Here is a 21219-nt window from a genome sequence, read left to right as displayed (position 1 = left end):
GTGCTTCGTCTGAAAAATCAAGATGGATTTACTTTAATTGAAATGCTGATTGTTTTATTTATCGTTTCCATTCTGCTTTTAATCACCATTCCTAACGTTACAAAACATAATCAAAGCATTCAGCGTAAAGGCTGTGAAGGACTGCAGAATATGGTGAAAGCCCAAGTGACGGCGTACGAAATCGACCATGAAGGTAAAATGCCGGATATGAACGATTTACAATCAGAGGGGTATATCAAAAAGAATACAGCCTGCCCGAATGGTAAACAGATCTTAATTAGTGGCGGAGAAGTTACAGTTGAACAATAACAGGCGGACAGAAAATGGGTTTACCCTTCTTGAAAGCCTGATTGTGTTAAGCCTGGCGTCCGTCCTGCTGACGGTTTTGTTCACGACGGTTCCGCCGGTCTGCACCCACCTTGTCGTGCGGCAAAAAACAGAACAGCTCCAAAAAGATATTCAGCTTGCTCAGGAAACGGCTATCGCAGAACATAAAAGAACAAAAATCACTTTTCTTCCAAAAGAGCATAAATACAAACTGCAGTCAGGCGGAAGGATTGTCGAGCGTTCTTTTGATTCGCTTCACATTACGCTTGTGACTTTACCGGAGAGCCTTGAATTTAACGAAAAAGGCCATCCGAATTCGGGAGGAAAGATTCAATTGAAGAGTGCCGGGTTCACCTATGAGATCACAGTTTACTTAGGGAGCGGAAATGTCCATGCTAAACGGAAATAAGGGGTTCTCTACTATTGAAACGCTATCAGCAATGGCCATTTGGCTGTTCCTTATGACGTCTATCATTCCGGTCTGGACGGGCATGCTGACAGATGGCCTGAAAATAGAAGATCGCCAGGAAGCGTACCAGCTTCTTCAGAAACATATCAGCACTTATATGATGACCGGAAAAAAGCCGCCGTCTCCCGGTGTGAAGTGGAAGGAGGATGGTGAGTATTACAAAGTGTGTGCGGCTGACCCCGGCGAAAAAGAAATGTGCCTCAGCATTCTCAAAACAGACTGGCTTTACGCTTCTTAATGTTTTGATCTCCTTGGCAGTCTGTCTTTTCCTATCAGGCACCCTGGGCCCGATTTTACATCTGTTCTTATCAAACCGGACCGATAACGGCGGATTAGACAGCCGGGAGCATCAAATTGCCGTTCAGCAGATCATGAACGAATGTAAACAGGCTGAGACTGTGAAGCCGGCGGACGGCGGACGGGCGTTAGCATGCCGGAAAACAGGAGGCAAAGAAGTGCGTTTTGAAATTTATCATAAGATGATAAGGAAAAGAGTAAACGGAAAAGGCCACGTGCCGATCCTGCAAAACGCGGCATCATTAACGGCTGATGTGAAAAACGGCCTGCTCTTATTAGAGATCTCAAGCGTTACAGGTAAAAAGAATCAGGCGGTCATTCCGGTTTACAGCTCTTTTAAAGGTGATTAAATGTACAAATCTGACGGTTTTATATATCCCGCGGTTCTGTTTGTTTCCGCCGCAGTTTTACTTGTCATCAGCTATACTTCATCTGATTTCATCACCCGAAAAACATTTGCAAAAGAGGCCGGGGAGTACTGGATCGGAGAGAACCTGCTCCAAAACGGCGCGCTGCTGTCAAGCCGCCATATGACACAGGGACAAAAGGTCCAAACTGGTACACAGCGTTTTCCGTACGGCACCGTTTCTTTTCACATCACCGGGAGTGATCGCCGGGAAACGGTTAAGGTTACAATTCAGGCGGAAACCATGACAGGCACGAGACGGGAGGCTACCCTTTTGTTCGATCAGAAGAAGAAACAGCTGATTCAATGGACGGAAGTATAAAAAAGAGGCGGCGGGACAACACTTCATAATAAAGACAGCACTATGAGGTGAGAGCCGTGAAAACAAATGATTATGTAAAATATATGACTGAGCAATTCGTTAAATATTTCGATACGCCGAAACAGGAACGGAGAGAGCGAAAAGAAGTGCGGAAAGAAAAGAAAGTGCCGGCTTCTCAGCACTGGTTCGGAATATTGCCGTACAGTTTTAAGCTGTGGATGCAGCGGAAAAAATAAAGTTGAATCACACGAAAGGTCCTCCTGATACAGGAGGGCCTTATTGGTATTCCTCAATGACGGCAATTTTATTTACTTTTTGGCTGTAGGGATTAAAAGAAATCGTAACAAACACACCAAATTCTTTTGCGCCATCCCGCAATGTCAAGTGGTATTGCTTGACTGCTTCGTCCGTTCTTTTCCGATCCCACACCTTTTGAATAAATAACGTTTGGGCGAGCGGATATCTTTTTTTAGCTTCTTTTTCTGCTAACTTTTCCCATTTTGATTTATGGTGAACAGCATAATAAGGCACCGTTTCCGCCTGAGCTGTTCCTGAAACCCCGAAAACAAGAAGAGAAAGGCAAATCAGACTTTGTTTGATCATCATTCTTCGTCCTTTCGCTGTATATACTTTCCATTTTGTGCTAGGCACCTCGTTATTTTCTCACGTTTTATTAGAAAAAATTCCAAAAAGGTGTGTAATTTGAAGCAAAACGATGTTTTTGAAAGATACCATTCTTAAAAACGAACAATTTGACCGAATTTGACATTTTTCAAGACGATAATCCTTGATTATACTTTGTTCATACAGTTCTTTAAAGAGAACGGTTGTCATATTTATTAACAGTTTTACAGGGGGTAAGGCATGTTCCGATTGTTGCGAATGGAAAAAAAGGGCAAGGTGAGATGGCGGATGATGCTATTTTTACGGCTTTCGTTCATTTTTTGCCTGTCCGTGATGATATGTGCTCAGTTCACAGGTGATACAAGTTCCTCCTTCAATGATGTGAAAAGCTTCAGTCTCCCGGTTCAAACGTGCGGAGATTTTCAATATACGGATGACGATTGCCGTTATGACGAACGCTGGGATCAAAGTGATTTACATATAACAAATCAAACTGATACGTCAGGCACCGTGTGTGCGCCGCTCCAGCTCTATGCCGAGCTGGAGAATAAGGGAAAAGAGCGGACTGTTTCTGACTGGAAATGGGAGCTCCATAAAATCGCTTCTCAGCAGCAGCCTTTACGAAACGGCAATGTTGTGGATAAAGGGCTTATTACTGATAAAAAAAGCAAAACGATTTATAAAATTGAGTCAAAGCGGTCTTTGCAGCCGGGCATATACGCATTCAAGGTTTACAAGCCTGAAGGGTACCCGGCCGACGAAGAAAAATTTGAGTGGTCAAAACCGATGAAACTCGTCAAATGCCGGGAACAGGCGACCGTTTCCGATCTAAAGAAAACGGAGAAAGAGCCGGCTGAGCCGGTAAAAGAAAGCGGGGAAGAACATGAAAAAAACGCTGAAACTGATCAGTAATATTTTGTATGCCGTCATCTTCAGCTTGATTATTGTGCTGACGTTAACGGTGATTTCGACCCGGGCTTCCGGGGGTGAGCCGGCCATTTTCGGCTATACGCTGAAATCCGTGCTGTCGGGTTCAATGGACCCGGAATTTAAGACGGGTTCGCTCATAGCGGTAAAGAAAATTTCTGACGTGAATGACTTAAAAAAAGGGGATGTGATCACCTTTACGCAAGATGACGGAACAGCCGTCACACACAGAATAATCGGGATCACAAAAAAGGACGGGAACCCTCTGTTTGAGACAAAAGGGGACCATAATGCCGCCCCGGATGCCGCACCCGTTCAAGCTGAAAAAGTGGCGGCCCAGTATACGGGATATCAGCTTCCGTATGCCGGATATGTCATACATTTGGCCAGCCAGCCGATCGGAACGGCGATTCTGTTAATCGTTCCCGGCGTCATGCTTTTGATTTACTCAATAACAGTCATTGTCAGCGCCCTCCGCGATATTGAGCGGAAAACGAAAGCGCTGGAAGAACATGCGAAAAAGGGAACCATCTCCACATGAATACGGTTGCAACCTGGCGACAGGATTTGATAACAAAAATAAAAAGTAAGGGGAGAGTACAAACATGGGTATGAAAAAGAAATTAAGCTTGGGCGTTGCCTCAGCCGCACTCGGTTTAGCATTAGTAGGAGGAGGCACATGGGCCGCATTTAATGATGTGAAGTCGACGGACGCTACATTTGCGTCAGGAACACTTGATTTATCGGCTAAAGAACAATCAGCCAATGTCAATTTGTCAAACTTAAAACCAGGCGATAAATTGACGAAAGATTTCGAATTCAGAAACAACGGTTCACTTGCCATTAAAGAAGTGCTGATGGCTTTGAATTTTACTGACTTTAAAGGAGCAAAGAAAGGAAATGAATCTGCGGAGGATTTCCTCAGCCAGTTTGAAATTACGGTTCTGACAGTCGGTAAAGAAGGGGGCAACGGCTATCCTAAAAATATCATTTTGAAGGCGGCCAGCCTGAAAGACTTATACTTAATGTCAACAAAACAGGATAAAGCAGCTGCCGAAGCGATCAGCAAGCACATTGATCCGAAATTCCTGAGTGAGAGCGGAAAAGTCAATGTAGCAACCATTAACGGCAAAACAGCTCCTGAGTACGACGGAGTTCCGAAAACGCCTGCTGATTATGACCAGGTGAGAATGGAAATCCAATTTAAAAATGACACCGCAAAAACTGCGGACGGATTAAGTGTGCAAAACAAGTTCCAAGGCAATGCGATTTCTCTTCAATTCTCTTTTGAAGCAACGCAATGGAACGGCTTGACCATTACGAAAGATCATACGGATAAAGACGGTTACGTCAAGGAAAATGAAAAGGCTCACAGTGAGGATAAAAACTAATCCGAAAGTCGGACAGTTAAAAGAGGAGTTGTGCACATATGGCGGCACTACTCCTCTTTTTGCGCTTTTCTCCATTTTTGATAATCTAAAAATTCACGAAATTGTTTTTTTGATACCCCGGATGTCATTGCATCGCGAACTAATTTCTCCCATTCACTATCTAATTGACCATCGTATTCGGTTTCATGTTTTTCATCAAGTAAAGTATGAACCGAGACGTCCAGAACAGCGGAGACTTTTTCGAGAAATTGAATGGAGGGGTTCGTCTGTAAATTTCGTTCTATTGAGCTTAAATAAGACTTCGCTACCCCAGCTTTTTCAGCTAGTTCTGATAGTGAGTAGCCTTTTTCTTTTCGGTATTGTTTAATACGCTGGCCAATCAATGTCATCACCTTCCTTGTGATATTATAGCACATTCAGAAAGGATTTACGGTATGACTTCTGGCTGCCTGGATATGTTGAGAAGACTTTTTATTCGAAAGCAGGTATTTGCGTATTTCTTCTAGGCTGATATTTGCTTTTTGGGCTTCTAATATCAGCTCAACCCATTCCTTATCTAATTGCGAAAATTCTGTTTTTGCATTTTTCATGCATTTTCTCCTCCTAAAATACTTGTTTATGTATTTCAGCCAATCCGGCCATGACCTTATCTTTACATGTCTGGAAGTGATTCATCGCATGCGAAACGCCAGAAATTTTTTCTATATACTTTTATTATAATATAGAATTTCCAGAAAAAACGGGAAAGGTGTCGAATGGATAACGCTTATCCAGAAAAATTACTTTGCAGGAAAAATAAACCGCCGTTTTCAATCTGAATGTGAATTTTCGGCTGATATAAGGCTTTCAGCGCTTGTTTTTCCAAATGGTATTCCTCAGGTTTTTCCTCTGTCTGCCCATAAAACTGATCGAGCAGCCTGAGGTCCTTTTTCCATCTGGCGATCGCGCTGTCAGCCCAGTCTGACGGCTCTTTGGCGGCAGCGTCTTTTAAGTAATGCTCCATCCTTTTAATCCCGCTTTCCGGCTTAATCATCGGCGATATGGTAAAGCAATAGTCTGATATTTGCGAGGTCAGCGGAAGCGGTGCAAGCTTCTGCTGAAACCCTTCTATAATTGTTCCAGAAACAAGATGCAGGCCTAAAGACAAAAGTCTGTCTTTTTTCATGTCGGATTGGTATGAAATCACTACATTTAATCCCAGCCAGGGCTGAAGCGGCACTCTGGCTCCGGCTGATACAATTTTCTCATATATTCTTGTAAATCTCCCATTTTGTTTAACTGCTTGAAAGATTTGAAAGAGGCGCGGGGCTCCAAAGTAAATAAATTCGCCGTTCATATCCTCCGGAGCCGTTTCTTTATCAGTGATGAACGTGATCTTCATCGGGTTCGGTTCGCCGCCCGTTTTTTCACGCCAATGCCAATAAAACGGGCGGTTCATAATTTGTTTGTCCATCTCGACCGTCAACTGAACCGTCATAAAACCCGGCCCGTGTTCTGTAATCGGACAGTGGTTCGCTTCAAAAAAGCGCAGTAAAAATTCGTGAACCTCCTGCTGTCTCATGTCGCGCTTCCTCCTTTTAAATTAAGATCCTTTTTTTCTGGCGGGCTTGTCCGTACCGTACGACAGAAAAGAGGTGAGATTGTCCATTTTGATTCTCATTTCTTCCTCTGTCAGCGAATGGCATAAAATATCATGCAAATGGTCTTCAAAATTGCTCACTTTGATTTTTGTTAAAATGTCATCTAATTCTCCGACGACATTTTCAAATAAATGAATTTTGTCATACAGAAGTTTTAAGATATGCTCTTCCACCGTATGTTTTGTCGCCATATTGTAGATATGGACATCTCTTTCCTGACCGAGTCTGTGAATCCTTCCGATTCTTTGTTCAAGCCGCATCGGGTTCCACGGGAGGTCATAATTGATAATATGGTTGCAGAATTGCAGGTTGATCCCCTCGCCTCCGGCTTCTGTAGCGATCAGCACCTGCACTTTGCCGCGGAAGAGATCCTTCATCCAGTCTTTTTTTCCGCGTTTAAATCCGCCTCTGAACGGAACGGAGCTTATGCCGTTCTGCTGAAGGAACCATTGCAGGTAAATCTGTGTCGCCCTGTATTCAGTAAAAATAATGACTTTATCATTAATCTTTTGGATCAAGTCAACAACTTGAATTGCTTTTGAGTTTTGCGTGACTTGATTGATGCGGTCCATTAAATTAGCGATCGTCTGGTCATCGAATGCGGGCGCATGTTTGTCTTTTTGGTCAAGCATTTTTTTGAGCGTCATATACACGGCTTCCCTGCTTGAACAGCACTCTCTTTGCAGCGTCATAATGGAAAATGCGCTTGCGGGCTTTTCCGTGCCGTTTTTCAGTGCGGCAATGTCATCGTAAAGCGCCTGTTCCGTCGGTGAAAAGGTGATCGGCACTGTTTCCACGTGGCGCTTCGTCCATGTAAGGCCGGTGTCGCTCCGCGTGTTGCGGATCATCACCTTATTGACGAGCTCTTTCAAATGCTCATGAGCGTCAATCCCGTCCTTCTGATTGAAGGTTTCTTGAAATCCGCTTTCATTTCCTAAATGGCCGGGCTTTAACAGTGACACTAAATTGAAGATTTCTTCGATCCGGTTTTGAATCGGCGTCGCCGTCAGAAGCAGGCAGTATTTCTTCACAAGACTTCTCGCAAATTCATAATTTTTCGTTTTGCTGTTTTTGAGCTTGTGCGCCTCGTCAATAATGACGAGATCATACGGAATAGAAAGCACAATGTCCTTGTGAGGCGAGCGTTTGGCCGTATCAATAGAAGAAACGACGATATCGCACTGTTCCCACACATAGCTTTTCTTCTGTTCAACAGCGGGTATCAAAAACTTCTCCTGAAGCTCTTTGACCCACTGGGAAACGAGTGATGCCGGCACAAGAATCAGGATTTTTTTGGCCAGCCCGCGAATCATGTATTCTTTTAAAATCAGGCCCGCTTCCACCGTTTTTCCGAGCCCCACTTCATCAGCTAAAATCGCCTTGCCGTTCATTTTTTCAACGACTTTCTGCGCGACTTCAAGCTGATGGGGAAGCGGAGTGAAATCGGGCAGGTATAAAGGAGCCCTCAATCCTTCAAATTCAGGAATGGCAAGGGTCTGCTGGACTTCAGCCGACAGTTTGTACATCTCCCAATTTGACCAGGGACCGTCCGTTTTCAGCCGCTCAGAAAACTCTCCCGGCCAGTTTGCATCAAATATGATCTCTGCTGTCATATGTAACAAAACCGCCTTTCTTTTAAAAAACTGATTTATCATAATTTTTGTTGCCGGACGTAAGTGAGGGTGGTAGGATATAAGTAATGATTTCACTAAAAGATATTGCTTTAGTATGTCCATAAAATTGGTAAATATGAGCGAATGACAGCAAGGGGAGAGACTCGGACGAAAGATGGGCGTCCGGGCGCCGAAGGAGCAAACTGCGGAGTGAATCTCTCAGGCAAAAGAACTCTTGCTCGACGCAACTCTGGAGAGTGTCTGCACTTAGAAGAAGCAGGCCACCAAAGGGGACGTCTTTATGATATGTTCATAAAGTAAACTTTCAGGTGCCGGGACAGAGAAACCTTCATTTTCATGAGGTGTTTCTCTGTCCTTTTTTATATGTTTTTACAATGCGCCAATGACTGAAGGGGGAAGATGATGCTGAAACGAACACCGCTTTATGACGTGTATAAAGAATACGGCGGAAAAACGATTGATTTTGGAGGATGGGAGCTGCCGGTTCAATTTTCTTCTATTAAAGAGGAGCATGAAGCCGTCCGCACAAAAGCGGGCCTGTTTGATGTGTCTCATATGGGGGAAGTTGAAGTATCCGGTAAAGACGCCCTGTCTTTTCTGCAAAAAATGATGACAAATGACGTTGCCGATTTAAAGCCGGGAAACGCGCTCTATACCGCCATGTGTTATCCTGACGGCGGTACGGTGGATGACTTGCTGATCTATCAGAAAAGCGAGAGCTGCTATCTGCTCGTGATTAACGCGTCCAATATTGAAAAAGACATCGCTTGGCTGACGGAACATGCAGAAGGCGATGTCACGCTGACGAATCAGTCTGACGGGATTTCACTGCTTGCCGTTCAGGGGCCGAATGCTCAGTCGGTTCTTGCGAAGCTGACTGAATGTGATTTGTCCTCCTTAAAGCCGTTTACGTTTATTGATGGGGCGGACGTTGCCGGACGACAAGTCCTGCTTTCAAGAACAGGCTATACCGGTGAAGACGGGTTTGAGTTATATTGCCGCAATGAAGATGCAGTTCATCTATTTAAGGAGATACTTGCAGCGGGAGAGTATGAAGGTCTCGTTCCGTGCGGCCTCGGCGCCCGTGATACGCTGAGATTTGAAGCGAAGCTTGCTTTATACGGTCAGGAATTGACGAAAGATATTACACCGATTGAAGCCGGAATCGGATTTGCCGTGAAACACAAGAAAGATTCCGATTTTTTCGGGAAGTCTGTATTGCGCGAACAGAAAGAAAAAGGAGCCCCGCGAAAGCTGGTCGGACTTGAGATGATTGAAAAAGGGATTCCGAGACACGGGTACGCCGTGAAAAAAGACGGTGTTCCGATCGGTGAAGTCACGACAGGCACGCAATCTCCGACTTTAAAGAAAAATATCGGCCTTGCCTTAATCAAAACGGAATTCAGTGAAGTCGGAACGGAAGTAGAAGTGGAAATCCGTAAAAAAACGGTAAAAGCGAAGATTGTCCGCACACCGTTTTATAAACGTCCAAAACAGAGCTGAAAAAGGAGAGTCATATGAAGCATCGATATTTGCCCGCGACAGAACAGGATAAAAAAGAAATGCTGAAAGCCATCGGCGCAGAAACAATTGATGAACTGTTTGCCGATATTCCGGAAAATGTACGGTTTCAAAAAGACTACCGCATTAAACAAGCAAAGTCAGAAACTGAGCTGACGAGAGAGCTGACAAAGCTTGCGGCGAAAAATAAAGACGCTGTTACATATGCATCTTTTCTGGGTGCAGGAGTGTACGATCACTACCAGCCGGTTATCGTCGATCATGTGATATCCCGATCAGAGTTTTACACGGCATATACGCCTTATCAGCCTGAAATCTCACAAGGAGAGCTGCAGGCGATTTTTGAATTTCAAACGATGATCTGTGAATTAACGGGAATGGATATCGCAAACTCCTCTATGTACGATGGGGGAACGGCGCTGGCGGAAGCGGCGATGCTTGCGTCGGGCCATACGAAAAAGAAAAAAATCGTCATTTCCGCAGCCGTTCATCCGGAATCACGGGATGTTTTGAAAACATACGCAAAGGGCCAATATATTGAGGTTGTAGAGGTTCCCGCGAAAAACGGCGTCACAGATCTTGAAGCATTGGAACATGCCGTTTGTGATGAAACGGCCGCCGTGATCGTCCAGTATACGAACTTCTTCGGACAAATCGAGCCGTTAAAGGACATTGAGCCGCTCGCACATAAAGGAAACAGCCAGCTGATTGTTTCTTCAAACCCGCTCGCGCTCGGTATTTTGACACCGCCCGGGGCATGCGGAGCTGATATCGTCGTCGGGGACGCGCAGCCTTTCGGCATACCTGCGGCGTTCGGCGGCCCGCATTGCGGCTATTTTGCAGTAACGAAAAAACTGATGAGAAAGGTGCCGGGCCGGCTTGTCGGCCAAACGGAAGATGAAAACGGGCGAAGAGGCTTTGTTCTCACTCTTCAGGCGCGCGAGCAGCATATCAGAAGAGACAAAGCCACGTCTAACATTTGCTCAAATCAGGCGCTGAATGCTTTAGCGGCTTCAGTCGCGATGACGGCGCTCGGAAAAAACGGCGTCAAAGACATGGCCCGCCAAAATATATTGAAAGCTGATTACGCGAGACGCCAAGCGGAAAAAGCCGGCTTGCACGTAGCATTTGACGGCCCGATATTTAATGAATTTGCCGTCAGGCTGAATCTTCCCGTCAAGGAAGCAAACCGGCGGCTCCTGCAAGACGGCATAATCGGCGGATATGATTTAGGCCTTGCGTATCCGGAACTGAATCAGCATATGCTCATTGCCGTTACAGAGCTGAGAACAAAAGAAGAGATCGATTCGCTTATTGCGGGATTGGGGGATCAACATGAATAATCAAGATCAGGCGCTTATTTTTGAAATGTCCCGCGAAGGGCGTATCGGTTACAGCCTTCCGGAGCTTGATGTGCCGGAAACAGAGCTTGAAAGTCTTCTTCCCGGTGACTATATCCGCGATGAAGACGCAAAGCTGCCGGAAGTATCAGAGCTCGATATTATGCGGCATTATACCGCTCTTTCTAAGAGGAACCACGGAGTTGATTCAGGCTTTTATCCGCTCGGCTCTTGTACGATGAAATACAATCCGAAATTAAATGAAAAAATTGCCCGGATCGCAGGTTTTTCCGCTATTCATCCGCTTCAGGACGAGGACACGGTTCAGGGGGCGCTTGAGCTTTTATACGATTTAAGCGAACACTTGGAGGAAATTACGGGCATGGACGAGGTGACACTGCAGCCTGCGGCGGGCGCTCACGGCGAATGGACCGGTCTGATGATGATCCGCGCCTATCACGAAGCGCGGGGAGACTTCGGACGGACGAAGGTGATTGTCCCTGATTCAGCCCACGGCACGAATCCGGCATCCGCCACGGTCGCCGGTTTTGAAACGATTACCGTCAAGTCAAATGAGCACGGGCTGGTTGACATTGAAGATTTGAAAAGAGCGGTAAATGAAGAAACAGCGGCGCTGATGCTGACGAATCCGAACACCCTCGGGTTATTTGAGGAAAACATTACGGAAATGGCTGAAATCGTCCATCAGGCCGGCGGAAAGCTTTATTATGACGGAGCGAATTTAAATGCCGTTTTAAGTAAAGCAAGACCGGGAGATATGGGATTTGACGTCGTTCACCTTAATCTGCATAAAACATTTACCGGGCCGCACGGCGGGGGAGGACCTGGCTCAGGGCCGGTCGGCGTAAAAAAAGAATTCATTCCGTATCTGCCGAAACCCGTTCTCACGAAAAAAGAGGGCCGTTTGACGTTTGACTATGACCGGCCGCAGTCGATCGGGCGCGTAAAACCTTATTACGGCAACTTCGGCATTAATGTCAGAGCCTACACGTATATCCGGTCCATGGGGCCTGACGGCTTAAAAGCTGTGACCGAAAACGCGGTTTTAAATGCAAATTATATGATGAGAAGACTCGCGCCTTATTATGATCTCCCGTATGACCGTCATTGCAAGCATGAATTTGTGTTATCGGGTAGAAGGCAGAAAAAGCTTGGCGTACGAACGCTTGATATTGCCAAACGGCTTTTGGATTTCGGCTATCATCCGCCGACTGTGTATTTTCCTCTCAATGTTGAAGAAAGCATCATGATCGAACCGACGGAAACGGAATCAAAGGAAACGCTTAATGCGTTTATAGATGCCATGATTCAAATTGCGCGGGAAGCGGAGGAATCGCCTGAAATCGTTCAGGAGGCGCCGCATACAACAGTTGTCAAAAGAATGGATGAAACCAAGGCGGCAAGAAAGCCGGTTTTAAAGTACGAACATACACCTGACGTCAGCCGCTGACACGGTGTAAAAAAAGAGCTTCCGTATAAAACGGACAGCTCTTTTTTTATGATTAGTTTTTTGCTTTAATTTTTCCGCCCCATTTTTTAAATCCGCCTTTCAGGTTGTAAATATCTTTACAGCCGTGTTTGCGGAGCGTCTGTGCCGCGCGTCCACTGCGGACATTGTTTTGGCAGTACAGATAAACGGGTTTATCAGGACGGATTTCACTTTTGCGCTGTTTCAGCTGTGACAGCGGAATGTTGCGCGCGCCGAGAATATGGCCGCCTTCAAATTCATTCGGTTCACGGACGTCAATCAGCTGCGCTTTTCTGTAGCCCGCGCGGAATTCCTCTTCCGTAAGTGTTTTCATTAAACGCTGCTGGTAAAAATACGACACGATCATATAAACGATAAACGCCGCAACAATAATTAAAGCAATCATATTAGACAATGCGATTCTACTCCTTTAGCTTATAAAATAAAACCCTGCTTCCTGAAAACAAGGCTTACCGGACGTTTTGGGACAAATACTATTATAGTAAAGCATGAAGCGATTGTCATCCTTAATGAAACGAAATATTTTTCATTTTCAAGGCAGTTTGTTAAACTGATTTTATTAAAACGATAAAGAAGGGTTCAGTGTATGGAAAAAGAAACATGGCGGTTTATTGACTCAGGGAATGAAAGCCCGGCATTTAACATGGCGCTGGATGAAGCGCTTTTATATTGGCACAGCCAAAAAAAAATTCCTCCGGTGATCCGTTTTTACGGCTGGAATCCGGCAACTTTGTCTGTCGGGTATTTTCAAAATATTAAGAAGGAAATTAACTTTGACGCAGTACATAAACACGGCCTCGGGTTTGTCAGAAGACCGACAGGCGGACGGGGTGTTCTGCATGATAAAGAATTGACATACAGCGTAATCGTTTCAGAGGATCACCCGGAAATGCCGGCCACGGTGACAGAGGCGTACCGGGTGATTTCAGAAGGTATTCTGCAGGGATTCAGAAACCTTGGACTTGATGCCTGCTTTGCGATTCCCCGAACGGAGAAAGAAAAAGAAAGCTTGAAAAATCCGCGCTCGTCCGTCTGCTTTGATGCGCCTTCGTGGTATGAACTGGTCGTCGAAGGACGGAAAGTTGCCGGAAGCGCACAGACACGCCAAAAAGGCGTCATTCTTCAGCACGGTTCCATCCTGCTTGACATTGATGAAGATAAGCTGTTTGATCTGTTTTTATATCCGAGCGACAGAGTCCGTGAGCGCATGCAGCGGAATTTCAAAAACAAAGCGGTAGCCATCAACGCCTTAGCGCCGAAACGGGTAACGATGGATGAGGCCAGAATCGCTTTTAAAGCCGGTTTTGAGGAAGGGCTGAACATTCATCTTGAGCCTTACACACTCACGTCTGAAGAGCTTGCATTTGTCAATGAGCTGGCTGAGACGAAATACGCGTCTGATGAATGGAATTATAAGCGCTGATAAGGCTTGACAGACCGGAAGCATCCTTGTTTTTTCATGACCGTTAGTGTAAACTTGTAATGGTTTATAAAGTTAAGGTGCTTTTTGGGAGGGTTACTTATGACAACACCAAGTATGGAAGATTATATTGAACAGATTTATATGCTGATAGAAGAAAAAGGATATGCACGGGTTTCTGATATCGCGGAAGCTTTGGCAGTCCACCCCTCCTCTGTAACGAAAATGGTTCAAAAACTAGATAAAGACGAGTATTTGATTTATGAAAAATATCGCGGGCTCGTATTGACGTCAAAAGGCAAAAAGATCGGCAAACGGCTCGTATACAGACACGAATTGCTTGAGCAGTTTTTAAGAATCATTGGTGTTGATGAAGAGAAGATTTACAATGATGTTGAAGGAATCGAACATCATCTGAGCTGGAACAGCATTGACCGCATCGGCGACCTCGTTCAGTATTTCGAAGATGACGAAAGCCGGAAAAAAGAATTGAAATCCGTACAGAAAAAAACCGAAAATCCCGGTGAATAAAGGGCAGCCCGAAATGGGGCGCCCTTTTTTTAATGTCTTCATTCTTTGGTCTATTTCGCCCAGCCGTTTCTTAAAATAATAATACACCTTGAGATGGAAGGGAGAGGGCGCGCTATGCAGATTGACGGCGTATTTTCGGGCGGGGGGATAAAAGGGGTGGCGCTTGCCGGCGCTTATGAAGCGCTGGAAGAAAAGGGCTTTCGCTTTGAAAGGCTCGCCGGAACAAGCGCCGGCGCAATTATTGCCGCATTTATCGCTGCGGGCTATACGAGCAGAGAGGTTCATTCCATCATAGATGAGGTGGACGGAAGGCAATTGCTTGATCAGAGATACTCATTCCTCCCGCTGAAAATCCTGCAGTGGGTGTCGATATATTGGCGCCTCGGACTATACAGAGGCGATATGCTGGAAAAATGGATTGCGGATAAATTAAAAGCGAAGGGCATCATCGCGTTCGGTGATTTGAAAAAAGGCTCGCTCCGTCTCATCGCTTCAGATCTGACGAACGGAACGATGATCGTGCTTCCTGACGATCTTCCCCGCTACGGATTAAATCCGGAAATGTTCCCGGTTGCCAGAGCCGTCAGAATGAGCTGCAGCATTCCTTATTTTTTTGAACCGATAAAACTGAAAACCGAAAAAGGCACCTCGACGGTCGTTGACGGCGGCGTGTTAAGCAATTTCCCGATTTGGCTGTATTCAAAAGAACGCAAACGGCCGGTCATCGGAATTTCACTTTCGCCCAACGAAAAAGAGCGCCCGAAAAAATCAATCCGCAACGCTTTTGAGCTGTTCGGAGCTTTGTTTGAAACGATGAAAGACGCTCATGATGCCAGGCATATCGCGACAAAGTACGAACAGAATATTATTTTTATTCCGGTGGAACATGTGATGGCGACGGAGTTTCATCTCACACCGCAAAAAAAACTAGCTCTCATTGAGCTAGGAAAAAGCAGAACAGAGCAATTTTTGAAGCAATGGAGCTATTAAAAAAGCGCTCTGTTTTTCTTTTTATTCTTTTTGCCTTCTATGACGGTAAGCTGGGTCTGGCTTTTTTTCTTAAGAATCATCGGCTTCGGTCTGCTGCTGCTCGGCACGCTCCGCAAATGGCTGACCCGGCCTCTGTGTCCGGCGCGGTGCTTCGCTTTTTGCTCCTTCATTCGGAGCCGCGATTGTCTGGCCGCTTTTCTGAAAGCGGTTCCGTCACGGCCGGTGCGGCGGTTCAGGACCGTCCTCACGATAAAATAAATAATGATGCCTGCGATAATAACGGTGATCGCTCTTGAAATCATCTGCCCGGGGTTGGTTACCGCCGCATAAATGAAACCGAATGCGCCAAGCGCTATCAATACAGCAAAAAAAGGTTGTACACGATGATTCATAACTGCCCACCTCCAAAATAATAACGGTAACGGTTCAAATTACGTTGTGAGACGGTTTTTCGCTCTGTTCTGAAATGTCTTCCAGTCTGAGAAGCTCGTTAAAGCTTTCTATGGCAACCTCGACCTGGTCATCCGCCGGTTCCTTTGTCGTTAAAAGCTGCAGCCACAGGCCGGGATAACCGAGCACTTTCAAAACGGGGATATTCCGCACTCTGTTCGTCAGCTGGAGCACTTCAAAGGAGATGCCGAGAACGACCGGTATAAGCGCAATCCTGTCTAAAATCCGCACCCAAAGCGGATCTGTCGGAACGAGTAAATAGACGAACATGCCGACAATGATCGTAAATAAAATAAAGCTTGAACCGCAACGGTAATGAAGCCGTGACTGTTTCTGAACATTTTCTATTGTAATTGGCAAATTCTGTTCATAACAGTTTATGACCTTATGTTCGGCTCCATGATATTGAAACACTCTTTTAATTAACGGCGTCATTGATAAAAAATAAATGTAGCCGAGAAGCAGAATAAGCTTAAACAGACTTTCGATTCCGATCTGCGCGGCGTCTGAGGAAAATACGGGCCTTACAAGCTCCGCTAAGAAGACCGGGACGAGCGTAAAAACGAATTTGCTGAACAAAAACGACAGAACGCCGATCACCGCCAGGCTGAAAAACATCGATAAGCCCGAACCCTTCTTATCTTCCTGCTCCAGCTTGGCGTCATCTTGAGGATCAAGCCCGTATCGTTCGCTGGAAAAGTTTAAATGCTTTGTGCCGTTGGCGCTCGCCTCAATGATGGCGACGATTCCCCGCAAAAAAGGAATCTTTTTTAAAGCCGAAAGCTTGGCGTTCGGCACTCTGGGAAGCTTGAAAAAATCAATGCTTCCGTCATTCCTGCGGATGGCGGTAACATAATTCTTTCTGCCGCCGAACATGACCCCTTCAACGACAGCCTGCCCGCCGTATGCAGGGGGCGTTTTTTGTTTGGACATTGTTTATCAACCTGCCTGTTTTTTTAGGATTTACTAACCATTTCCTTTCACTCTATTGTACAGGAAACCGCGGTAAACCTCTAGTTAGACAGTTGGGAAATCAATGCTTTTTCTACATGCAGTATACCCCGTTTCTTTAGATTTTACTCATTGAATGAAAATATGGCGCAGCTTTTTATGACTTTTCAATTTTGGGGCAGTCTATTACTGGAGGTGCCATGATGACAAGCGAAAAACATTCAGAACAGGAAGAAAAAAAGAAGCGGGATGATGATCAGCAGCCTGTTTCATTTACCGGCAGAATTTGCGGTATCGGATTTGCCGGCGGTGTATTTTGGAGTTTGATCGGCTATCTCGGGTATGTCTTTCATTTTTCAGAGATCAGCCCCAACATGATTCTTCAGCCGTTTATGATCGGAGAATGGAAAAAACAATGGCTCGGCACGATGGTCAGCATCGTTGTCATCGGATTCATTTCAATTGCCGGGGCGTTTATTTATTTCGTCTGCCTGAAGCGTTTTAAAACGATGTGGCCGGGGATGGTGTACGGCGTCATTTTATGGTGTGCGGTTTTTTTCTTATTCAATCCGATTTTCGAAGATGTGAAATCCATCACTGAATTGAAATCAGATACAATCGTGACGACGCTTTGCCTTTACATTCTGTACGGTTTGTTTGTCGGCTACTCAATTTCCTTCAACTACAATGAACTTACGTCAGACAAGCTTGCAAGGGCGCTCGGCAACAAGTGAATAAGTGTATAAACCCTGTCCGGTATGGTAAAATGTTCACGAGAAGTGAACATTTTTTATGCTGAAAACCGGGCGGGGATGCTCCCGCGTTGTCAGGCGGCAGTCAAGAATCGGCGAGGAGGAGAAAGGGAATGAAACTTGAGAAATTGCGAAATCTTTTCGGTCAGCTGGATATAGACGGAATGTTGGTGACAAGCTCCGCCAATCTGCAGTATATGACGGGATTTACGGGTTCGTCAGGCCTTGCGGTCATATCGAAAGAACGTGCGGCATTTATCACGGATTTCCGTTACACCGAGCAGGCGAAGACGCAAGTGAAGGGTTTTGACATTATCGAGCACGGCGGAAGCTTAATCCAAACGGCTGCGGATACGATTCTTGAGTACGGCATTAAAAAACTCGGCTTCGAGCAAAACAGCATGACGTACGGAACATATGCATCCTATCAAGCGGTGCTGCAGGAAGCGGAGATGGTTCCCGTCGCGGATTCCGTTGAAAAGTTGCGCTTGATTAAGTCAAGTGAAGAGATTAAGATATTAGAGGAAGCTGCGAAGATTGCGGATGATGCGTTTGAACATATTCTGACGTTTATCAAACCGGGCATCTCAGAGATTTCAGTTGCAAACGAGCTTGAATTTTATATGAGACGTCAAGGAGCGGACGGCTCTTCCTTTGATATGATCGTCGCCTCGGGAGTCAGATCCAGCCTTCCCCACGGAGTGGCAAGCGGCAAATTGATTGAAAAGGGAGACTTGGTCACGCTCGATTTCGGCGCTTATTATAAAGGCTATTGTTCTGATATCACACGCACCGTCGCGGTCGGAGAGCCAAGTGATAAACTGAAAGAGATTTATCAGGTCGTATACGATGCCCAAGCGCTTGGTGTCCTGCATATTAAACCCGGCATGACGGGGAAAGAAGCGGACGCTCTGACGAGGGATCACATCACCGCAAAAGGCTACGGACAGTATTTCGGCCATTCGACAGGACACGGGTTCGGAATGGAAGTCCATGAATCACCGGGGCTGTCTTTCAGGTCATCGGCCGTTCTTGAGCCGGGCATGGCGGTAACGGTTGAGCCGGGCATATACATACCGGAAGTTGGGGGCGCAAGAATCGAAGATGATATCATCATCACTGAGGACGGCAACCGGACAATTACGCATTCCCCTAAAGAATTAATTATTTTGTGATCGGAATATAGGAGGACATCAAACATGATTTCAGTTAACGATTTTCGTACAGGACTAACGATTGAAGTAGACGGCGGCATTTGGCGCGTCGTTGACTTCCAGCACGTAAAGCCGGGAAAAGGAGCGGCATTTGTCCGTTCTAAATTGCGTAACCTGCGCACGGGCGCTATTCAGGAGAAAACATTCCGTGCAGGTGAAAAAGTCGCGAAAGCGCAAATCGAAACAAAAACGATGCAGTATCTTTATGCCAACGGCGATCAGCACGTGTTCATGGATACAAGCTCATATGAACAGCTTGAATTGAACGAAAACCAAATCGAAGAAGAATTGAAATACCTTCTGGAAAATATGTCTGTGCACATCATGATGTATCAGTCTGAAACGCTCGGTATTGAACTGCCGAACACAGTTGAACTGAAAGTTGTTGAAACAGAGCCGGGAATTAAAGGCGACACGGCGTCAGGCGGCACAAAACCTGCCAAAACGGAAACAGGTCTTGTCGTAAACGTACCGTTCTTCGTGAACGAAGGCGATACGCTTGTTGTAAATACATCAGACGGTTCTTACGTGTCAAGAGCGTAGTTAAAGAAATTCGGAGTCTGCTCCTTTTACGGGGCAGGCTTTTTTTGTGTTCTGCATCAAATCTTTCTTCTATATCAAAATAGTGAGACTACTTCCGTCAGCTAGAGCATATAGTGTAACAAAATGCTTGAAGTTGGGGGATTGCAATGAAATTTTTGTTTAGTTCAATCAATTCTACTGTTTTAACGATGGCCGGTTTACGAGTTTTGTCCTCGCTCATTGAATTATCGGCCGCTATTATCATGCTTTTGACAAACGACATCAGAAAAGCGGTTGTGGTGAATAGTATTTTGGCAATCGTCGGCCCGCTGATCTTTATCATCACAATGACGATCGGCATTTATCAGATTGCCGGACAGCTCTCATATGCAAAGTTAATATTGATTTTTGCGGGAGTGGTGCTGATTTTGGCCGGTGTGCATAAATAGAGGGCCGGGGTGTCATAAAGTCTGTCCCGGATCATACATTTTAAAGAAGCCAATCGGTAAAAAAGGAGGAGACTCTATTGAATGAGATTACAGAGGTTCTCCCTGAATTATTGAGAGATGCCATCTCCGCCGTGCCCGAAGAAGCGAGGCGGGATACAGAAGAAATCAGAATCCGCGTCGACAGGCCGGTTGAACTGATCCAAAAAGGACAACCTTTGTATTTGTCATATGTGTGCACGGCCGGCGACGCACAGCTGATCCTCAGCCGGCTCAGCAATTACAGTATGTACACGCTGGAAGAAGAGCTGAAAAAAGGATACATCACAATCAGAGGAGGCCACCGTGTGGGGCTGGCCGGAAGAGTCATCGTCGAAAACGGAGCCGTCAAAGGACTCCGGGATATTACTTCTTTTAATATCCGAATCGCCCGGGAGAAGCTGGGAATCGCAGAACCGCTCATTCCTTTCTTATGGAAAGAAAACTGGCTGAACACGCTGATCATCGGTCCTCCGCAAACGGGGAAAACGACCTTGCTTCGTGATTTGGCCCGGCTTTCCAGCACCGGATCAAAACGCATTCCTGCAAAAAAAACAGGTATCGTAGATGAACGGTCGGAAATTGCCGGCTGCCTGCGGGGCATTCCCCAGCACAGTTTCGGCTGCAGAGTCGATGTCCTTGATGCCTGTCCGAAGGCGGAAGGGCTGATGATGATGATCCGCTCTATGAGTCCTGATGTCATAATTGTGGATGAAATCGGGAGAATGGAAGACTCACAAGCGCTGCTGGAGGCGCTCCATGCGGGCGTATCCGTTATCGTATCTGCGCACGGGTGGGACATGAAAGACTTGGTAAAGAGGCCGTCGCTGAAAATGCTTTGGGAGGAAAACGTGTTTGACCGATATGTTGAACTGTCAAGGCGCCGCGGTCCGGGAACGATCAGCAGGATGTACGGAAAAGACGGGAAACCTGTTCCGCATGCTGAAAGCGTGATGACATGCTGAAGCTTTTGGGTGCCGTGTTCATTCTGACGGCGACGACATGGACGGGATTTGAGATCGCCAAAATGTATATTGAAAGGCCGAGGCAGATCCGTCAGCTGCGCGCGGCGCTCCAATCGCTAGAAGCGGAAATCATGTTCGGGCATACACCGCTGCATACCGCCTCGGGACAAATTGCCGCACAGCTTTCCAAACCTGTATCGTTATTGTTTCAAGCTTTCAGCAGAAGGCTTGAGCAGGGAAGCGATTCCGCCAAAACGGCTTGGGAACAGAGCTTGAAACATAACTGGTCTTCCATGGCGATGAAAAAAAGCGAATATGATGTGCTGAAGCAATTCGGAGAGACGCTCGGGCTCCATGACCGTGTTTCTCAGCAGAAACATATCAAGCTTGCGCTTACACATTTGGAAGCGGCGGAAGCGGATGCCGGACGGGCGCAGGCGAAAAATGAAAAAATGGTGAAAAGCTTAGGATTTTTAGCCGGACTGTTACTCATTCTTCTATTGATGTAAACATGAGGGGAGCAAACATAAA

Annotated in this window: 29 protein-coding genes and 1 riboswitch; of the genes, 21 read left to right on the top strand and 8 right to left on the bottom strand. The window is 45.9% G+C overall.

The window, feature by feature from the left end; all coding sequences use genetic code 11:
• Genes comGC through GNE05_RS12945 form a run of 6 tightly spaced genes read left to right on the top strand, consistent with a single transcriptional unit; the run spans position 1 to position 2057 of the window.
• Positions 1 to 309 (top strand): competence type IV pilus major pilin ComGC, encoded by a 309-nt coding sequence (comGC, locus tag GNE05_RS12970; protein WP_014418376.1) that lies wholly within the window; start codon positions 1 to 3, stop codon positions 307 to 309.
• The gene (gene comGD, locus GNE05_RS12965; RefSeq protein WP_095061019.1) at positions 299 to 736 is read left to right on the top strand and encodes a competence type IV pilus minor pilin ComGD; all 438 of its coding nucleotides are present in this window, start codon (positions 299 to 301) and stop codon (positions 734 to 736) included. The genes comGC and comGD overlap by 11 nt, the downstream gene beginning before the upstream one ends.
• Positions 720 to 1034, top strand: a complete 315-nt coding sequence (comGE, locus tag GNE05_RS12960) for a competence type IV pilus minor pilin ComGE (RefSeq protein ID WP_017418140.1) — start codon at positions 720 to 722, stop codon at positions 1032 to 1034. Before comGD ends, comGE begins: the two co-directional genes overlap by 17 nt.
• A gap of 13 nt (positions 1035 to 1047) precedes the next feature.
• Positions 1048 to 1443, top strand: a complete 396-nt coding sequence (gene comGF, locus GNE05_RS12955) for a competence type IV pilus minor pilin ComGF (protein ID WP_061862390.1) — start codon at positions 1048 to 1050, stop codon at positions 1441 to 1443.
• Positions 1444 to 1821 carry a competence type IV pilus minor pilin ComGG gene (gene comGG / locus GNE05_RS12950; RefSeq protein ID WP_061862389.1) on the top strand — a complete coding sequence of 126 codons (378 nt, stop codon included), beginning with the start codon at positions 1444 to 1446 and terminating at the stop codon, positions 1819 to 1821.
• A gap of 56 nt (positions 1822 to 1877) precedes the next feature.
• Complete coding sequence (locus tag GNE05_RS12945) at positions 1878 to 2057, top strand: YqzE family protein (RefSeq protein WP_003153093.1); 180 nt, start codon at positions 1878 to 1880, stop codon at positions 2055 to 2057.
• A gap of 40 nt (positions 2058 to 2097) precedes the next feature.
• On the opposite strand, the gene GNE05_RS12940 is transcribed toward GNE05_RS12945, so the two are convergent.
• Positions 2098 to 2427, bottom strand: a complete 330-nt coding sequence (locus tag GNE05_RS12940; RefSeq protein ID WP_012117979.1) for a DUF3889 domain-containing protein — start codon at positions 2425 to 2427, stop codon at positions 2098 to 2100.
• Positions 2428 to 2685: 258 nt separating this feature from the next.
• Here GNE05_RS12940 and tapA point away from each other — a divergent pair, with 258 nt between their 5' ends.
• The 3 genes from tapA to tasA all read left to right on the top strand — a co-directional run bounded on the left by tapA (position 2686) and on the right by tasA (position 4763).
• A complete protein-coding gene (tapA, locus tag GNE05_RS12935; protein WP_014418371.1) occupies positions 2686 to 3357 on the top strand; it encodes an amyloid fiber anchoring/assembly protein TapA in 672 nt (223 codons plus the stop codon).
• Positions 3329 to 3913, top strand: coding sequence for a signal peptidase I SipW (gene sipW, locus GNE05_RS12930; RefSeq protein WP_022552967.1), 585 nt, complete (start codon positions 3329 to 3331; stop codon positions 3911 to 3913). Before tapA ends, sipW begins: the two co-directional genes overlap by 29 nt.
• A 64-nt stretch (positions 3914 to 3977) precedes the next feature.
• Positions 3978 to 4763, top strand: coding sequence for a biofilm matrix protein TasA (tasA, locus tag GNE05_RS12925; protein ID WP_007408329.1), 786 nt, complete (start codon positions 3978 to 3980; stop codon positions 4761 to 4763).
• A 47-nt stretch (positions 4764 to 4810) separates the two neighbouring features.
• Here tasA and sinR read toward each other — a convergent pair whose 3' ends face one another.
• The 4 genes from sinR to GNE05_RS12905 all read right to left on the bottom strand — a co-directional run bounded on the left by sinR (position 4811) and on the right by GNE05_RS12905 (position 8016).
• Entirely contained in the window at positions 4811 to 5146 is a 336-nt protein-coding gene (gene sinR / locus GNE05_RS12920; protein ID WP_003153104.1) for a transcriptional regulator SinR, read from the bottom strand.
• Between the two features lie 33 nt (positions 5147 to 5179).
• Positions 5180 to 5353 (bottom strand): anti-repressor SinI, encoded by a 174-nt coding sequence (gene sinI, locus GNE05_RS12915; protein ID WP_014418369.1) that lies wholly within the window; start codon positions 5351 to 5353, stop codon positions 5180 to 5182.
• Between the two features lie 176 nt (positions 5354 to 5529).
• Positions 5530 to 6324, bottom strand: a complete 795-nt coding sequence (locus tag GNE05_RS12910; protein ID WP_160182872.1) for a YqhG family protein — start codon at positions 6322 to 6324, stop codon at positions 5530 to 5532.
• 21 nt (positions 6325 to 6345) lie between these two features.
• On the bottom strand, positions 6346 to 8016 hold the full coding sequence (locus GNE05_RS12905) for a DEAD/DEAH box helicase (protein ID WP_021494309.1): 1671 nt from the start codon (positions 8014 to 8016) through the stop codon (positions 6346 to 6348).
• Positions 8017 to 8160: 144 nt separating this feature from the next.
• A riboswitch (glycine riboswitch) is annotated at positions 8161 to 8261 on the top strand.
• A gap of 178 nt (positions 8262 to 8439) precedes the next feature.
• On the opposite strand from GNE05_RS12905, the gene gcvT reads away from it, so the two are divergent.
• From gcvT to gcvPB, 3 genes are read left to right on the top strand one after another with little or no spacing between them, the layout of a single operon-like run.
• Positions 8440 to 9540, top strand: a complete 1101-nt coding sequence (gene gcvT, locus GNE05_RS12900) for a glycine cleavage system aminomethyltransferase GcvT (RefSeq protein ID WP_061890721.1) — start codon at positions 8440 to 8442, stop codon at positions 9538 to 9540.
• A 14-nt stretch (positions 9541 to 9554) separates the two neighbouring features.
• The gene (gcvPA, locus tag GNE05_RS12895; protein WP_160182871.1) at positions 9555 to 10901 is read left to right on the top strand and encodes an aminomethyl-transferring glycine dehydrogenase subunit GcvPA; all 1347 of its coding nucleotides are present in this window, start codon (positions 9555 to 9557) and stop codon (positions 10899 to 10901) included.
• Positions 10894 to 12369, top strand: coding sequence for an aminomethyl-transferring glycine dehydrogenase subunit GcvPB (gene gcvPB, locus GNE05_RS12890; RefSeq protein ID WP_094296037.1), 1476 nt, complete (start codon positions 10894 to 10896; stop codon positions 12367 to 12369). Before gcvPA ends, gcvPB begins: the two co-directional genes overlap by 8 nt.
• Positions 12370 to 12421: 52 nt before the next feature.
• On the opposite strand, the gene GNE05_RS12885 is transcribed toward gcvPB, so the two are convergent.
• Complete coding sequence (locus GNE05_RS12885; RefSeq protein WP_007408335.1) at positions 12422 to 12802, bottom strand: rhodanese-like domain-containing protein; 381 nt, start codon at positions 12800 to 12802, stop codon at positions 12422 to 12424.
• Between the two features lie 192 nt (positions 12803 to 12994).
• On the opposite strand from GNE05_RS12885, the gene GNE05_RS12880 reads away from it, so the two are divergent.
• The 3 genes from GNE05_RS12880 to GNE05_RS12870 all read left to right on the top strand — a co-directional run bounded on the left by GNE05_RS12880 (position 12995) and on the right by GNE05_RS12870 (position 15349).
• A complete protein-coding gene (locus GNE05_RS12880) occupies positions 12995 to 13831 on the top strand; it encodes a lipoate--protein ligase family protein (RefSeq protein WP_003153114.1) in 837 nt (278 codons plus the stop codon).
• A 99-nt stretch (positions 13832 to 13930) separates the two neighbouring features.
• A complete protein-coding gene (gene mntR, locus GNE05_RS12875) occupies positions 13931 to 14359 on the top strand; it encodes a transcriptional regulator MntR (RefSeq protein WP_007408338.1) in 429 nt (142 codons plus the stop codon).
• 114 nt (positions 14360 to 14473) lie between these two features.
• Positions 14474 to 15349 (top strand): patatin-like phospholipase family protein, encoded by an 876-nt coding sequence (locus GNE05_RS12870; RefSeq protein ID WP_003153118.1) that lies wholly within the window; start codon positions 14474 to 14476, stop codon positions 15347 to 15349.
• Here the strand turns inward: GNE05_RS12870 and GNE05_RS12865 are convergent.
• Entirely contained in the window at positions 15346 to 15741 is a 396-nt protein-coding gene (locus GNE05_RS12865; protein ID WP_007408340.1) for an SA1362 family protein, read from the bottom strand. The two genes, GNE05_RS12870 and GNE05_RS12865, sit on opposite strands and share 4 nt — an antisense overlap.
• Positions 15742 to 15775: 34 nt before the next feature.
• Positions 15776 to 16732, bottom strand: coding sequence for a DUF1385 domain-containing protein (locus GNE05_RS12860; RefSeq protein ID WP_003153120.1), 957 nt, complete (start codon positions 16730 to 16732; stop codon positions 15776 to 15778).
• A gap of 221 nt (positions 16733 to 16953) precedes the next feature.
• Between GNE05_RS12860 and GNE05_RS12855 the strand changes: the two genes are divergently transcribed.
• The 6 genes from GNE05_RS12855 (at position 16954) to spoIIIAB (ending at position 21197) form a co-directional block, all read left to right on the top strand.
• On the top strand, positions 16954 to 17484 hold the full coding sequence (locus GNE05_RS12855) for a YqhR family membrane protein (RefSeq protein ID WP_014418362.1): 531 nt from the start codon (positions 16954 to 16956) through the stop codon (positions 17482 to 17484).
• Positions 17485 to 17615: 131 nt separating this feature from the next.
• On the top strand, positions 17616 to 18677 hold the full coding sequence (locus GNE05_RS12850; RefSeq protein ID WP_003153122.1) for a M24 family metallopeptidase: 1062 nt from the start codon (positions 17616 to 17618) through the stop codon (positions 18675 to 18677).
• 24 nt (positions 18678 to 18701) lie between these two features.
• On the top strand, positions 18702 to 19259 hold the full coding sequence (efp, locus tag GNE05_RS12845) for an elongation factor P (protein WP_003153123.1): 558 nt from the start codon (positions 18702 to 18704) through the stop codon (positions 19257 to 19259).
• 146 nt (positions 19260 to 19405) lie between these two features.
• Complete coding sequence (locus GNE05_RS12840; protein ID WP_100261893.1) at positions 19406 to 19687, top strand: YqhV family protein; 282 nt, start codon at positions 19406 to 19408, stop codon at positions 19685 to 19687.
• A gap of 77 nt (positions 19688 to 19764) precedes the next feature.
• The gene (gene spoIIIAA / locus GNE05_RS12835; protein ID WP_160182870.1) at positions 19765 to 20688 is read left to right on the top strand and encodes a stage III sporulation protein AA; all 924 of its coding nucleotides are present in this window, start codon (positions 19765 to 19767) and stop codon (positions 20686 to 20688) included.
• Positions 20682 to 21197 (top strand): stage III sporulation protein SpoIIIAB, encoded by a 516-nt coding sequence (spoIIIAB, locus tag GNE05_RS12830; RefSeq protein WP_007408343.1) that lies wholly within the window; start codon positions 20682 to 20684, stop codon positions 21195 to 21197. Before spoIIIAA ends, spoIIIAB begins: the two co-directional genes overlap by 7 nt.
• Positions 21198 to 21219 lie beyond the last annotated feature (22 nt).

This window comes from Bacillus sp. AM1(2019) (genome assembly GCF_009906915.1).
Taxonomy (GTDB): domain Bacteria; phylum Bacillota; class Bacilli; order Bacillales; family Bacillaceae; genus Bacillus; species Bacillus velezensis.
This window is presented reverse-complemented; position numbering and strand designations above follow the sequence as displayed.

Excerpts from the sequence above, each read along its gene's own strand:
- comGE (WP_017418140.1), top strand. The coding sequence starts at position 720 with ATGCTAAACGGAAATAAGGGGTTCTCTACTATTGAAACGCTATCAGCA.
- comGG (WP_061862389.1), top strand. The coding sequence starts at position 1,444 with ATGTACAAATCTGACGGTTTTATATATCCCGCGGTTCTGTTTGTTTCC.
- GNE05_RS12940 (WP_012117979.1), bottom strand. The coding sequence starts at position 2,427 with ATGATGATCAAACAAAGTCTGATTTGCCTTTCTCTTCTTGTTTTCGGG.
- tapA (WP_014418371.1), top strand. The coding sequence starts at position 2,686 with ATGTTCCGATTGTTGCGAATGGAAAAAAAGGGCAAGGTGAGATGGCGG.
- sipW (WP_022552967.1), top strand. The coding sequence starts at position 3,329 with ATGAAAAAAACGCTGAAACTGATCAGTAATATTTTGTATGCCGTCATC.
- tasA (WP_007408329.1), top strand. The coding sequence starts at position 3,978 with ATGGGTATGAAAAAGAAATTAAGCTTGGGCGTTGCCTCAGCCGCACTC.
- sinI (WP_014418369.1), bottom strand. The coding sequence starts at position 5,353 with ATGAAAAATGCAAAAACAGAATTTTCGCAATTAGATAAGGAATGGGTT.
- GNE05_RS12910 (WP_160182872.1), bottom strand. The coding sequence starts at position 6,324 with ATGAGACAGCAGGAGGTTCACGAATTTTTACTGCGCTTTTTTGAAGCG.
- GNE05_RS12905 (WP_021494309.1), bottom strand. The coding sequence starts at position 8,016 with ATGACAGCAGAGATCATATTTGATGCAAACTGGCCGGGAGAGTTTTCT.
- gcvT (WP_061890721.1), top strand. The coding sequence starts at position 8,440 with ATGCTGAAACGAACACCGCTTTATGACGTGTATAAAGAATACGGCGGA.
- gcvPA (WP_160182871.1), top strand. The coding sequence starts at position 9,555 with ATGAAGCATCGATATTTGCCCGCGACAGAACAGGATAAAAAAGAAATG.
- gcvPB (WP_094296037.1), top strand. The coding sequence starts at position 10,894 with ATGAATAATCAAGATCAGGCGCTTATTTTTGAAATGTCCCGCGAAGGG.
- GNE05_RS12880 (WP_003153114.1), top strand. The coding sequence starts at position 12,995 with ATGGAAAAAGAAACATGGCGGTTTATTGACTCAGGGAATGAAAGCCCG.
- mntR (WP_007408338.1), top strand. The coding sequence starts at position 13,931 with ATGACAACACCAAGTATGGAAGATTATATTGAACAGATTTATATGCTG.
- GNE05_RS12870 (WP_003153118.1), top strand. The coding sequence starts at position 14,474 with ATGCAGATTGACGGCGTATTTTCGGGCGGGGGGATAAAAGGGGTGGCG.
- GNE05_RS12865 (WP_007408340.1), bottom strand. The coding sequence starts at position 15,741 with ATGAATCATCGTGTACAACCTTTTTTTGCTGTATTGATAGCGCTTGGC.
- GNE05_RS12860 (WP_003153120.1), bottom strand. The coding sequence starts at position 16,732 with ATGTCCAAACAAAAAACGCCCCCTGCATACGGCGGGCAGGCTGTCGTT.
- GNE05_RS12855 (WP_014418362.1), top strand. The coding sequence starts at position 16,954 with ATGACAAGCGAAAAACATTCAGAACAGGAAGAAAAAAAGAAGCGGGAT.
- GNE05_RS12850 (WP_003153122.1), top strand. The coding sequence starts at position 17,616 with ATGAAACTTGAGAAATTGCGAAATCTTTTCGGTCAGCTGGATATAGAC.
- efp (WP_003153123.1), top strand. The coding sequence starts at position 18,702 with ATGATTTCAGTTAACGATTTTCGTACAGGACTAACGATTGAAGTAGAC.
- GNE05_RS12840 (WP_100261893.1), top strand. The coding sequence starts at position 19,406 with ATGAAATTTTTGTTTAGTTCAATCAATTCTACTGTTTTAACGATGGCC.
- spoIIIAB (WP_007408343.1), top strand. The coding sequence starts at position 20,682 with ATGCTGAAGCTTTTGGGTGCCGTGTTCATTCTGACGGCGACGACATGG.